The following is a 12769-nucleotide window of genomic DNA, read 5'->3' as shown; positions in this document are numbered from 1 at the left end:
ATCATTCCCTTCTTTTATAGCTTTATTATTAAGCTTCTTCAAAGGCAAGCTCAGGAGGAGGTTGTCTAAACATTTTTGTTAAGTTTAATAGATAAATAAATCCGATAAGAAGCCAAGTTCCACCTAGTATTAGTGAATGTTTATCTAGTTTTATAGAAAACAATCCAATTAGTGCTGCACCAGTAAGCGGGATAATCAAATATTGAATCGTACCTTTAAAAGACCTCTGTTTCTTTTGAAGAAAATAGTAAGAAACGACCGAAAGATTCACAAAGAAAAAGGCAAATAAGGCTCCAAAACTAATAAGCGATACGGCTGTCGTTAGATTTAAGAAAAGAGCACTTAATGCAACCACACCAATGAGTAAAATATTGAACACAGGTGTCCGGTATTTTGGGGATAGATAGCCGAAGATTTTTTTCGGCAATACATTTTCCCTTCCCATCGCATACAAAATACGAGAGGCGCTCGTTCCCGATGCAACGGCTGAGGCAGTGGTGGATGTTAGTCCTACTGCTACAAAGAAGCTCACAAAAATGTTTCCGCCGATATACATCGCGATCTCTAAATAGGCGGATTCAGGGTTATTGAAAGAATGAAACTCCGGAAAAATTAGTTGAGCAAAATATGAACCTGTGATAAATAAAAATCCGCCAATCATCGTTATGAAATAGATCGCTTTTGGCAACGTTCTCGTAGGATCCTTCGTCTCTTCTGATAATGTAGTTACTGCATCAAAGCCTAAAAAGCTAAAACATAGTATAGGGACCACAGATAGAAGAGTGGGTACGCTAATTTCAGAATCATAAAAGGGAAGAGTTGAAAATAATGACCCTGCACCTTTACCTGCAATAAGCCCTTTAATGCACAAAATAAAAAATAGTGCAAACAATAAAAATTGCAAGAAAAGCATATACGTATTAAGTTTCGCTGCTAATTTAATGCCAAGGATGTTGACAGTCGTAATAACCACAATAAATAAAATGATCCAAACAAACATCGGAATGGATGGAAAATAAGCTTTCAGTGAAATTCCTACGATTAGGGCGCTGATCATCGGGCTAAATATATAATCAATGATGATTGTCCAACCAACGATGAACCCAAGATGCGGACTTATTGATTTTTGCGTAAACGTATATGCTGCCCCTGCGTTCGGAAACGCTTTCACTAATTGAACATAGCTATAAGCTGTAAATAACATGACAACTAAAGCAATGGCATAAGCCGTTGGCATCATCCCGTTGGTACTGTGTACAGCAACTCCATATGTTGAGAAAAACGTTTTTGGAGCCATGAAAGCCAATCCGAAAAAGACGACATACTTCAAAGTAAGAGTACGTTTAAGAGTTGCTGAATTCGTATTTTCCATAAATCAACCTCCTTGTGAATGTCTTGGCTAACGATCGGTGGATAAAATTCATTAAAGCGCACATCGTTAATAGATAGATTATTCTGAATATTAAATTTAGGATTCCGTATATATGGAAAAAAAGTATCTACTTGTGAACGAAACAGCTGCCATGACTGGATGGTGTTTAAGCGTTTTCATAATTTCTCTTTAGTGCTTTTCCTCTAATCGGCCGCATAGAGGAGTTGGTAATGAAGAGTAGGAAAACGAAAGGAACACTATCAAAACGGCATTGTCTTTTATTGATTTTAAACTTTTTAATAAATGGCATCTCTCCTTAGAACAAAATTATTTTTAAATCATGCCTTGCTATTTCATTTAGGAAAGCATCACTCCATTCTGTATGTATAATTTCATTATAAAGTCTCGTCTAACACCAGAGTAAACAGTTACCATACAAAAAAAACAGCCCTGAAATGATAATACTTTCATTTCGAAGGCTGTTTACTGCTAGTTTACTTTATCTTGAATCGGAATTTGTATTTCATAATAAGCTTCATCATATTGATCAGTCAGAGAAACGTCAACCTGCATAATTCGAAAGGCATCACCGGTAATAACATAGCCATGAGTATCGCAATAATGGAGTAGCTTTTTTAGCTGGGTTAGCATTTTCTCCCTTGTGAGTCCTCCATAGTAGGAACATAAAAATAGCCCTTTTTCAATTTTTTGGGTTGGTTGCTCTGACTCTCCATCCTGAACAAGAATGAATAATTGAGATTGATAGGCACTTAGGTTACCGTTAAAGTCAGATGATTGACGAATTTTATCAAAGTACTCTTTCTTGATGAAATCTCCAAATTTATTGCTTGCCAAAGCAGGAATGATTCCACCAATCCTGTTTTCGAGCTCCAAGAATCCAAGATACAGATTTTCTGTATCCCCCCAACTTACCGGCCTGGCTAGCTGGATGTATTCCCGTTCGTCAAATTGTTTTATCACGATATCCGAATTCCTGTAACTGTTTGTGAAATGTTCAATGTTGTATAATCGTGTCATCAGTATATTATGGATATCTTGCAATTTATTAATTTCTTCCTGTATATTGGCCATTGATTCTTTAAGTGATTGAACCGACTTTTTGACATTGCGATTCGTAAGAAATTGCTTGATTTCCCCTAAGGAAAACCCGATTCCCCTTAATTCTTTTATCGTTCCGAGAACTTCATACTGGGAAATGGAGTAATAACGATAGCCAGTTTCAGGGTCAATATGATAGGGCTTTAGCAATCCAATTTTATCGTAATGACGCAATGTATCTACCGTTACGCTTCGCAACTTCGCCATTTCACCTATACTCAGCTTATTTTGCATGGCTTTATCTCCTAACCAACACTGAATTTATCTATATTAATAACATGATTACCCCTTATTATAAAGTAGTGATTCTTGTTGTGTATAGCTAGTAGTAGGATGATTTGTAGAGCATTGACCTTCCAGGTTTAAGTCGAATAATGGTCTGAAATTTTATGGACGTGGGTTACCCATTACAACTCTCGAAGGATGGGAATATACGTATTTAAAGGAAGCAAAAGTACAGTTCAACATTTTTTCCTGGAAACTTGTGACCGAAAACTCCAGGAGGCACAAAAATGATAAAAGCCAATTTATATATAAAGTCAATGACGTTCAAAGACTATAAGTTTAATTTACAAATGAACTGGATTGCATAAGGAATTTGTAATGAGGGAACGTATGTTTTAAAATGTGCTTTGAGTAAGTAAATATCTATCGGAATAGGGGAGGTATTATATGTATAGTACAATTTCGGATTTTATTAAAGAATGGAATAAAGAAGTCATACTGACTCAGAATGTTTTGGATAGTTTGACAGATGATTCATTAGAACAACAAGTTTATCCCAAAGGTCGCACTTTAGGAAGAATTGCGTGGCATTTCACTACGAATATTCCAGATTATTTAGCTCATTTCGGGTTAAAGATAGACCGGATAGAAAGTTCGGAAAACGTCCCATCTTCAGCCCAGGAAATTGCTATCACTTTTAAAAATGTAAGTTCTCACGCAGCCAAAATTATTGAACAACAATGGACAGACGCATCCCTAGAGCAAATACAAGAAGCGTTTGGAAGACAGGAAACAAATGCTTCCATCCTTATGGGGCTAATCAAGCATATTGTTCATCATCGCGGACAAGTTACGGTTCTGATGCGTCAAGCAGGAATAAAACCTTATGGGGTTTATGGACCGCCAAAAGAAGATTGGATTCATCTAGGTGTGGAGAGTCCACCACTTTAATAACTTACGCAAGCTTATGTAATGACCTTAACTAACGGGGAATTTGCGAATAATTAAATCCCAGTTCTCAATTTTATAACTGAGTAAATAATATGTTAAGCATCCTTTGAAGGGTGCTTTTTTGCTAAAGAAGGGTTTAAATGAAACCTGCTAATTAGTGAAGATGTTTTAAATGGCATTCTCCTTTTTTCCAATTAAAGCAATTGAAGTATAAGTAAAAGGTGCAATGGATTCCAGTATTTACCTTTGAATAGGCTATGTTAAACCATTATTGCAGAATAGTTCTTTAGTAGTATTATTTATAATTATACTATTATTAAGCCTCCATAAGCTGAACTCCCACCGTAATTGCCACAACCACCGGTACAACTGTATCCGTCAATGATAAGGAGTTAAACAAAACGACTATAATGACGAGATCTTTACCAAATCAATTAAAGCTGACTGAAAGTGTATAGATATAGTGCAGGACTTATAAATATCAGTATTTTGTTGAAAAATGTCGTTATTTGCGAATATCATTATCGTCATTTCTGAGATATTATTATATAGAATGTACTTTAATACATTGAAGTGATAATGCAATTTTTATGTCGGGGCTCAACTTAGTGAGTGGGGGAAAATAAATGAGTGTAATCATCGAGAAGAAACTGGAAAACTATGCTCATATGGAAGATGTAATGTTGGTTGGGAAAATCCATAATGGTGATGAAGATGCACTGGACTTTTTAATCAAAAAATACAGATGTGTCGTTCAATCAAATGCTTTGAAGTATTTTTTAACGGGTGGAGATAAGGAAGACGTCTTTCAGGAAGGGATGATTGGACTATATAAGGCCATTCGGGACTACAAGAATTGCAAAAAGTCGTCTTTCAGATCATTTGCGGAACTGTGCATTACAAGACAAATCATAACGGCTGTTAAAGCGGCTATTTGCCAAAAGCATTCTCCCTTAAATAATTATGTTTCATTGTATAAGCCTATCTATCAAGGGGAGTCGGAGCAGTACCTAATTGATCTAATCCCTGAACAGAGACAAAATGACCCAGTCACGATCTTAATAAAATCAGAAGAAATTTGCGATATTGAGCTAATTTTAACGGAAGTCCTTAGTGAGTTGGAAAGTAGTGTTGTTGACTTGTACCTGGAAGGAAAAACTTATTTTGAAATATCAAAGGAATTGAATGTTCAAAAAAAGACGATCGATAATGCACTTCAGCGGGTAAAAAGGAAGTTGGAGCGGCACCTCGAGTCCAGGAGGTTGGAAGCATAATCACTATAATTATTAAACATAAAGAATCTATTCAATTCTGAATGGGTTCTTTTTTTCATAATTTAGTCTACTTAAATTTTCAAATCTATCCTTATCAATACATCAACAAAAAATTTTATTCAAGAAAAAGGCTCCGATTTTAAATAAGATTCGCTACTTAATTTTCTGATAAAGAGGAATAGAATGTATTCGTTAGTATATTAAGTAAAGTGTTTAATAACATTGATTTTCGGGGAACTTACACCATACAAAAGAAAAAATTTAGTTCGTTGGCACAAACCCAGTCAAAAACCATATAAAATTTAGAAGCAAAATAAACAGAAGTCAAATTAAACCTTGGTTGATCGACAAAGAAACCACATTCAAAAGAAGGGGATTCATAAATTTCATCACTTTTTTTATATTTTTAATGAGATTTAGTATAACAAGCAAAGCAATTACATTACATGGAGGACTAGGGGTTCAGGCGGGGTATACAAATGCTTCAATGGAAAGCAATTATTCACAAACGGAAAAGTTAGAACTATTATAAAAGATTTTAACGAGGGAAAAGAAGGTAAGGTGAGGACACTGTTAATGTTGTGTACCTTGCTCGACAGGCCTGTGAAGGAATATGTCGATGATTTGTATGATTTTGTAAAAGTGAAAAATATTTTGTTATAACAAAAAGATGGAAACAACATATTGTCAGATTGATAGAAATGAAGCAGCCTGATTAAATGGAGGTGCTTCATTTTTTTGTGCTTTTTCGATGGATAATAAGCCCGCAAACCTGCACAAATGACATAATGTTTTTAAAATTTGCACAAGTGGTATTTTTTTGTTGACGTAGCTATTTTTGTAAGCGTATACTAAACTCAACAAAGCACAAATGATTTAGTCTGCACAAATGTGCACATTGGAAAGGGTGAGGGACTAAATGGATAAAAGAGAAGAAAAAAGACTCTTAGTTAAAATTGCGCAAATGTATTATGAAGAAGATATGACTCAAGGTGCCATTTCAAAAGAATTAGGTATATACCGAACTTCCGTCAGCAGACTTTTAAAAAAAGCAAGGGAAGATGGTGTAGTTAAAATTACTGTCAGCAGCGATATTGATGGAGCTTTTGAATTGGAACGTCAACTGGAAAAGTTGTTTGGCTTAAAAGAAGTAATTATCGTTCCTGAAAAAAGAGATAGTGCCGAACTGGATAAAAAGAAAGTGGTAGCGATGGCCGGGGCTGAATTACTAAAACGGATTATTAAAGACGGCGATGTCGTAGGTTGTGCCTGGGGAAGCACAATGGCCAGTCTGATCGGTGAATTTACGAACGCCGGAAAAAAAGACGCTCATTTTGTCCCTTTAGTAGGCGGTCCTGGACCTATGGATACGAAGCATCACGTCAATAGAATTGTTTATAATATTGCAGAAGATTTTGGAGGAACTTCTTATTTTATTGATGCAGCGGCAGTAGTGGAAAAAAAAGAGACAAAGGATGACATTGTTCAATCTCACTACTTCACTAAAATAACGGAGCTTTGGGACAACTTAACAATTGCAGTCGTAGGGATTGGGAACCCAAACCAATCATCTAATTTAGTCTGGGCCGGCTTTTGCGGCAATCGGGAAATTGAAGATTTAAATCAACAAGGTGCCATAGGTGATATCTGCTCACGATTTTATGATATAGATGGAAACCTGATTCAATCTGACTTATCTGATCGAACAATAGCCATTGAGCTGGAAAAACTAAAAAAAATTCCATACTCAATCGGTATTGCAGAGTCTGTTGAAAAAGCTCCTTCCATTATTGGGGGATTAAGAGGAGGATACATCAACACTCTGATCACCACTGAGGAAACGGCAAATGAAATCATTGAAATCATAGAAGAAAATGGAACATCCTTATCTTAGGAAGTATGGATTAATTATCTGATCGTAACGTAAACAATATGTAAGATTCAGTTCATATGAAAAGAGGAAATGAAAATGCTATGGTATGTCATTATATTAATTGGGTTTTCTTGGCTCCTTCAAAGCATTTTTGGATTTTTGCAAATCAAGCATTTCAATAAAAGGTATGTAGAGTTGAGAAAGCTTGGAAGGGTCGCTATTGGGAAAAAAACGGGACTTATTAAATCAGGCACTATCGTCATGTTTGCAATTGACCGAAAAAACAACATTTTGAAAGCCACCAAAATGCAGGGGGTAACCGTGCTTTCAAGAGTAAGGAACTTAAAAGGATTTGAAGGGAAAAATCTCTTACACCTCGGTGAAGAGGATTTTAATAAAGTAAATAAGTTAACAAGGTTAGCCATTGAGGATGCACTGAACAGCTATCATATTATCTCTAAAGGGGGTGAATTGAAGGTTAAGAAAGGCTGGATTGATTTACTCTTATCAAAAAAATAGGAATTATTGAGGTGAATTGAATGGATTGGCTTACAAATGCAGCAGATGGCTTTATGAATTTATTTAGAGCAGGTGCCGAAACTTTTGTCGATTTAGTAACAGGTATTGTTCCACTCCTTATCATGCTTTTAGTTGCAATGAATGCCCTTATACGGTTGGTTGGAGAAGAAAGAGTGGAACTGATCGCGAAGAAATCGAGTAAGAACCCACTTACAAGATATTTTGTTCTTCCGGTAATTGGAACGTTCGCTTTGGCAAATCCAATGACATTATCACTTGGGAAATTTTTGCCGGAAAAATACAAACCAAGCTATTATGCTGCTGCTTCTTATTCCTGCCACACGCATAACGGACTTTTTCCACACGTTAATCCAGGAGAGCTGTTCGTATTCTTGGGAATTGCTGCAGGAATTACAACACTGGGATTTGAAACAACAGAACTAGCCCTTCGTTACTTCTTGGTGGGGATTTTCACAAACTTTTTAAGAGGTTGGGTAACAGATTTAACAACTTATTATGTATCTAAACAGCAAGGCGTTAAATTGAAAGAAACAGTGGATCTCTAAGGAGGGGAAAGGGATGACTCAAACGGTTACGAAGTATAAGTCAATTATCGTCAATGCAGGGCAAGGTGGATTTGGCGGGCCTTTAGTGATTTCACCGACAGAAGAAAAAAATAAAGTGGTATATGTAACGGGCGGAACAAGACCGGATATTGCGGACACCATTGCAGAATTAACAGGCTGTGAATTAGTCGACGGTTTTAAAACGAGTGTACCTGAGGATGAAATGGCGTGTGTCATCATTGATTGTGGCGGAACGCTCCGATGTGGCTTATATCCCAAAAAAAGAATCATGACGATCAATATCATGCCTACTGGACAAAGTGGCCCGTTAGCAATGCACATTACCGAGGACATTTACGTTTCTGGAGTAAAGCCTCAAAACATTGAATTGTATGAAGGTGCTGCAACACCTCCAACATCCAATGTGAACAATGCTAACGGACAAATTGAAAAAACAATTTCTAAACCTAAGTATAGCGCAAATAAAAAAATTAGTGAACAAAGAAAGCCTAAAGGCGTCATAGCACGCCTTGGGATGGCGATGGGCTCCATTGTCAATGTCTTTTATCAGGCTGGCCGTGACACGATAGATACTGTCATTAAAACAATTTTACCGTTTATGGCTTTTGTGGCCATGTTAATCGGGGTGATTAAAGCATCTGGAATTGGGGATGTGTTCGCACAATATTTATCACCATTTGCAGGATCTTTGCCGGGCTTGCTCTTAATCTCTTTAATTTGCTCATTCCCATTATTATCACCATTCTTGGGACCGGGAGCTGTTATTTCACAGGTCATTGGGACATTAATTGGAGTGGAAATTGGAAAAGGAAATATCCCTCCGCACCTTGCATTGCCAGCTCTTTTCGCGATTAACTCACAGGCTGGAGCTGATTTTGTTCCAGTTGGGCTAGGTTTAGCAGAGGCAGAAGTGGAAACCATTGAAGTCGGAGTTCCTTCCGTATTGTACGGACGTTTTTTAACCGGAGCACCAACCGTTTTTATTGCTTGGCTGGCAAGCTTCGGTTTGTATGAATAATTACTAGAATAGATTCTGAATAAATGATGTAAAGCAAAGAATTGGAGGAGTTTCTTGTGCAGACAGTTTATCAAACTCAAATTAATCAACTTGGTCCATCTGTCTCTGATTTTCTTGGAGAAAAAATGTTCATCCTATTCGGAGCAAATGCCCCGAGTGAATTAGCGGATTATTGCCTATTAATTGATGTAAATGTAATTAATGGAGAAATCGAAAAGGGTGACATTCTCGTCTTAGGCAATCAGCAATATACCATTACCTCTGTAGGCGACGTGGTGAAAAAGAATTTAGGTTCACTTGGACATATCACGTTAAAATTCAATGGTTCTGAAACGGCAGAATTACCTGGCACTTTACACCTTGAAGAAAGAGATATTCAAATGCCCCAAGCAGGGACAACTCTTCAAATCTTGAAAAAATAAGCTTATCAAAGATTTATATAGAATAATTGAATGCAAGAAGAGGGAAGTTCCCTCACCGGAAAATTGCATTTAGTAAGAGTCAACCAGCCAAAACAAGAAAAAATAATTTAGAGTTTGTTACTCATTTTTAAATTTCACCTATGATTCTCGAATCTATATATAATAAGGAGGAAAAAGAATGAATGAATCATGGCCTCAATTAGAAAATAAAGTGGCAATTGTTACGGGTGGTGCCTCTGGAATTGGCTCGAAAATTACAGCACATTTAGTAAAGAACGGTACAAAGGTGATTGTTTCCGATCTAAATGTAAATACTGGCGAACAAACTGATGGAACTTATCATATCCAATGCGACGTTACTAATAAAGAAAGCGTTGAAAATATGGTCACCAAAGCCACCGAGTTATTTGGAACTGTTGATATTTTAGTTAATAATGCTGGTGTAAACTTACCACGTTTACTTGTTGATTTCCGTGGCGAAAAGCCAGAGTATGAGTTAAGTGAAAAGGACTTTGATTTTATGGTTGCCGTCAATCAAAAAGGACCTTACCTTTGTGCTCAGGCAGTTGCGAGAGTAATGGTGAAAAATAATAAAGGCGTTATCATTAATATTTCTTCCGAGGCAGGTATGGAAGGATCTTCTGGACAAAGTGTTTATTCGGCAACAAAAGGTGCTGTCAATGGCTTTACCCGTTCTTGGGCAAAAGAACTGGGGAAATTCAACATCCGTGTAGTTGGTGTTGCGCCAGGGATCAATGAGCAAACAGGTTTAACAACAGACGCTTATAATGAAGCATTAGCTTACACACGTGGAGTGACAGTAGAAGGTCTTGGAACAGATTACAGCAAAACGATACCACTTGGACGACCTGGTAAATTGGATGAAATTGGTGAATTGGTCACTTATCTAGCTTCAGACCGTTCTAGTTATATTACAGGTACAACCGTTAATATTTCAGGTGGAAAATCCCGCGGATAAATAATGGCATCAACCATGGAGTTCTTATTCAAAATATAAATACGAGGATGTTGGGTGGTTTTAAAATTCAACATAGAAGCGTTTTATGTTCTATCATTTAACTTTTAAGTAAGCATTAATCAACAAACAGGTGCTTTGTTCATTAACAGGGGTTGCTGCGGCAGCCTTTTTTTTATGGAACTAACGGGGCAGGTTTGTTTAACAAGAAACTAGAGTCTTACTTTTACCTTGGGTTTGAAAAAGTATTAAATTCATTAAGGGTATGACTTAATGGAGTTTGCAATATATAAAAACTTTTATTTTTGATTCTTAACATCTCGTATTTCAAATTAGAAAACAAGACAGAAAAGAGAGGATTTGGGCTGGAATTACCCTTTTAGAGTTAGGTCCCTTGATTTTCTTTGCAACCTTAACGATTTTAGGAGAAATAAGTAGAGGTGGATTTCAAGCATTAGGAGAAATACTTTTTTTCATTTGCTGTATGTTTGAATGAAATTATAATTCTAATAATAGGTTTGTTTACAAAGAAAAAAACGGGGTTGGAAATAATAGGTGAATTAACAAGTGACGAATTATTTTTAATTTGGTTATGCTAAAGGCGCTTTACTCCAATAAGGGAGTTTGCTGAAGCAACCTTTTTTTTAGACAATAGCCGTTTTATATTCTGAGATGTGCTGGAAAATTATCTACATTAATAGTAAAACAATAAATTAGACCCTAAATAAGGGGTTAAATGAAAATTGGTCATATTTTCATTTGGTGGTAATTTAATTTAATGTTTGATTATAACTAGGTAGGGAAATAAATTATTCTAAAATCAATTGCCTAATGGTATGATCCCTCTAGGTAAATGCCGATGATAAATTCCCTGAGTATAAACACAAAAAGCCCAACTGAAACAGAAGGGCTTTTACTATGTTCATTTTAAATCAATTCACTCTATTCAACTGGAGATTATATCTCAATGTTTCTTCGTCTGAATATAATTTGTATCCAAGTCCATCACTGTAGTTAAGAAAGACTTTATCCGGAAGATGCTTTTTAGACTCACTTGATATTAAGATGGGGACCCCATTAATTATGAATCTCTCATCATCTTCGTTCTTATTATCAATTTTCAATTCGTGTTCCACATAAATCGAACAGCTTCCAACATAAATGGCTTCGATACGAACACCTTCATTCTCTTTATAATCCACTTTTAATAGTTGCTCAATCGCTGCTTCTTTAATCTCAATATTCATATAACCCGCTCCCATACAAAAATTGATATTATTTTTATCTATACAAGGAAACAAAAATCAATCCATGAAGAATCCTCTAGTTATTCGTATACCCAATTGTTTATAAGTTAATGTGTATAAGAATGACAAGTTTGGATTTACTCAGACTTCTTATTAAGGGATAATAAAGCCGATGTTCCCGGTCATCAGGCTTATGATTGTTAAATAAAATCACAAATAAGTTCAAACACCATGTGTCTGTAACTCCATTCTTGGAATAGCTTTCTTCGCAATGATCATCCTATCGGCTTTGCTTTCATGGGCCATTTTTTGTTTAATTCAGTTATAAAAGTCTTGACATTCTTTTTATCTTCCATAATTGGGGAATAGACATACGAAAGTGTCCTGTTAAAGGATTCATTTTTTACCTGAATAATAGAAAGGATTTTATTTTGTACATCCCTTTCAATTACACTTCGGGAAAGCAGAGCCAGCCCTAAGCCGTTTTTTATAAGTGTTTCTTTAATTCCTTGATTACTGCTTATCGTGAGTATCGATTTAATTTTCAATCCATTGGAACGTATGACGTGGTTAAGGTATTCACGAGTACCAGATCCAACTTCCCTGGTTACCCATGCTTGGTCATGTAAATCAGTAATCTCCACTTCGTCTTTATTAGCGAGTTCATGATTGTTAGAAGACACAATGAATAGCTCATCTTGCATGAATGGGTGAACAGAAAGCTCTTTTTCATTAGTTTGACCTTCGATTAAACCAATATCCACTTTGTATAGCCGAACGGCTTGAACGATTTCTTCCGTGTTTCCAATTACGACTTGAAGTTCAAGTTCAGGATAGTCCTCTTGAAGGTCGATGAGTAAAGAAGGAAGGATATACTCTCCTATTGTAAAACTTGCCCCTATCTTTAATTCGCCTTTGATGGAACTATCGTGTTCCTGAATGTCTTGTCTGGTCTGTTCATAGATTGTGATCATTTGCTTGGCCCGGTCGTAAAGAATTTCTCCCGTCAAGGTGACTTTTAGGAATTTAGGAGAACGGAGAAATAATTTCGTTTGGAACTCTTCTTCCAATTTTTTTATATGTAAACTTACACTTGGTTGGGACATAAGAAGCATTTCTGCTGTTTTTGTAAAATTTTTGACCTCCACAAGGGTCACGAATGTTTTTAGAGCATCATAGTACATAG

The 12769-nt window shown here is 36.2% G+C and carries 12 protein-coding genes; 8 read left to right on the top strand and 4 right to left on the bottom strand.

The genetic code is table 11. The annotated features are described in order from the left end of the window. Window positions 1–28: 28 nt before the first annotated feature. Window positions 29–1372 carry an APC family permease gene (locus V3595_RS06590; RefSeq protein ID WP_485906090.1) on the bottom strand — a complete coding sequence of 448 codons (1344 nt, stop codon included), beginning with the start codon at window positions 1370–1372 and terminating at the stop codon, window positions 29–31. Between the two features lie 489 nt (window positions 1373–1861). Further along, window positions 1862–2725, bottom strand: coding sequence for a MerR family transcriptional regulator (locus tag V3595_RS06585; RefSeq protein WP_485906088.1), 864 nt, complete (start codon window positions 2723–2725; stop codon window positions 1862–1864). Between the two features lie 438 nt (window positions 2726–3163). On the opposite strand from V3595_RS06585, the gene V3595_RS06580 reads away from it, so the two are divergent. From V3595_RS06580 to V3595_RS06545, 8 genes are all read left to right on the top strand, one after another. Continuing rightward, entirely contained in the window at window positions 3164–3667 is a 504-nt protein-coding gene (locus V3595_RS06580) for a DinB family protein (RefSeq protein ID WP_485906087.1), read from the top strand. Between the two features lie 626 nt (window positions 3668–4293). After that, entirely contained in the window at window positions 4294–4941 is a 648-nt protein-coding gene (gene sigH / locus V3595_RS06575; RefSeq protein ID WP_485906085.1) for an RNA polymerase sporulation sigma factor SigH, read from the top strand. A gap of 919 nt (window positions 4942–5860) precedes the next feature. Beyond that, the gene (locus V3595_RS06570) at window positions 5861–6835 is read left to right on the top strand and encodes a sugar-binding transcriptional regulator (RefSeq protein WP_485906084.1); all 975 of its coding nucleotides are present in this window, start codon (window positions 5861–5863) and stop codon (window positions 6833–6835) included. Window positions 6836–6910: 75 nt separating this feature from the next. After that, complete coding sequence (locus V3595_RS06565) at window positions 6911–7333, top strand: transcriptional regulator GutM (protein WP_485906082.1); 423 nt, start codon at window positions 6911–6913, stop codon at window positions 7331–7333. Between the two features lie 20 nt (window positions 7334–7353). Then, window positions 7354–7899, top strand: coding sequence for a PTS glucitol/sorbitol transporter subunit IIC (gene srlA / locus V3595_RS06560; RefSeq protein WP_214787058.1), 546 nt, complete (start codon window positions 7354–7356; stop codon window positions 7897–7899). Window positions 7900–7912: 13 nt separating this feature from the next. Further along, a complete protein-coding gene (srlE, locus tag V3595_RS06555) occupies window positions 7913–8938 on the top strand; it encodes a PTS glucitol/sorbitol transporter subunit IIB (RefSeq protein WP_485906080.1) in 1026 nt (341 codons plus the stop codon). A 56-nt stretch (window positions 8939–8994) separates the two neighbouring features. After that, entirely contained in the window at window positions 8995–9360 is a 366-nt protein-coding gene (locus V3595_RS06550) for a PTS glucitol/sorbitol transporter subunit IIA (RefSeq protein ID WP_485906078.1), read from the top strand. Between the two features lie 178 nt (window positions 9361–9538). Then, on the top strand, window positions 9539–10339 hold the full coding sequence (locus V3595_RS06545) for an SDR family oxidoreductase (protein WP_485906076.1): 801 nt from the start codon (window positions 9539–9541) through the stop codon (window positions 10337–10339). A gap of 929 nt (window positions 10340–11268) precedes the next feature. On the opposite strand, the gene V3595_RS06540 is transcribed toward V3595_RS06545, so the two are convergent. Next, on the bottom strand, window positions 11269–11583 hold the full coding sequence (locus tag V3595_RS06540) for an iron-sulfur cluster biosynthesis family protein (RefSeq protein WP_402902565.1): 315 nt from the start codon (window positions 11581–11583) through the stop codon (window positions 11269–11271). A 275-nt stretch (window positions 11584–11858) separates the two neighbouring features. Next, entirely contained in the window at window positions 11859–12767 is a 909-nt protein-coding gene (locus V3595_RS06535; RefSeq protein WP_402902562.1) for a LysR family transcriptional regulator, read from the bottom strand. Window positions 12768–12769: the final 2 nt, after the last annotated feature.

The sequence above is a fragment of the Bacillus sp. CFBP9009 genome, from assembly GCF_036541465.1.
Lineage (GTDB): Bacteria > Bacillota > Bacilli > Bacillales > DSM-1321 > Peribacillus.
This window is presented reverse-complemented; position numbering and strand designations above follow the sequence as displayed.

What these genes read in the sequence shown, in the direction of transcription:
- V3595_RS06565 (WP_485906082.1), top strand. Translation starts at nt 6,911, where the DNA reads ATGCTATGGTATGTCATTATATTAATTGGGTTTTCTTGGCTCCTTCAA.
- V3595_RS06585 (WP_485906088.1), bottom strand. Translation starts at nt 2,725, where the DNA reads ATGCAAAATAAGCTGAGTATAGGTGAAATGGCGAAGTTGCGAAGCGTA.
- V3595_RS06540 (WP_402902565.1), bottom strand. Translation starts at nt 11,583, where the DNA reads ATGAATATTGAGATTAAAGAAGCAGCGATTGAGCAACTATTAAAAGTG.
- V3595_RS06590 (WP_485906090.1), bottom strand. Translation starts at nt 1,372, where the DNA reads ATGGAAAATACGAATTCAGCAACTCTTAAACGTACTCTTACTTTGAAG.
- V3595_RS06545 (WP_485906076.1), top strand. Translation starts at nt 9,539, where the DNA reads ATGAATGAATCATGGCCTCAATTAGAAAATAAAGTGGCAATTGTTACG.
- V3595_RS06580 (WP_485906087.1), top strand. Translation starts at nt 3,164, where the DNA reads ATGTATAGTACAATTTCGGATTTTATTAAAGAATGGAATAAAGAAGTC.
- srlA (WP_214787058.1), top strand. Translation starts at nt 7,354, where the DNA reads ATGGATTGGCTTACAAATGCAGCAGATGGCTTTATGAATTTATTTAGA.
- V3595_RS06570 (WP_485906084.1), top strand. Translation starts at nt 5,861, where the DNA reads ATGGATAAAAGAGAAGAAAAAAGACTCTTAGTTAAAATTGCGCAAATG.
- V3595_RS06535 (WP_402902562.1), bottom strand. Translation starts at nt 12,767, where the DNA reads ATGTACTATGATGCTCTAAAAACATTCGTGACCCTTGTGGAGGTCAAA.
- sigH (WP_485906085.1), top strand. Translation starts at nt 4,294, where the DNA reads ATGAGTGTAATCATCGAGAAGAAACTGGAAAACTATGCTCATATGGAA.
- srlE (WP_485906080.1), top strand. Translation starts at nt 7,913, where the DNA reads ATGACTCAAACGGTTACGAAGTATAAGTCAATTATCGTCAATGCAGGG.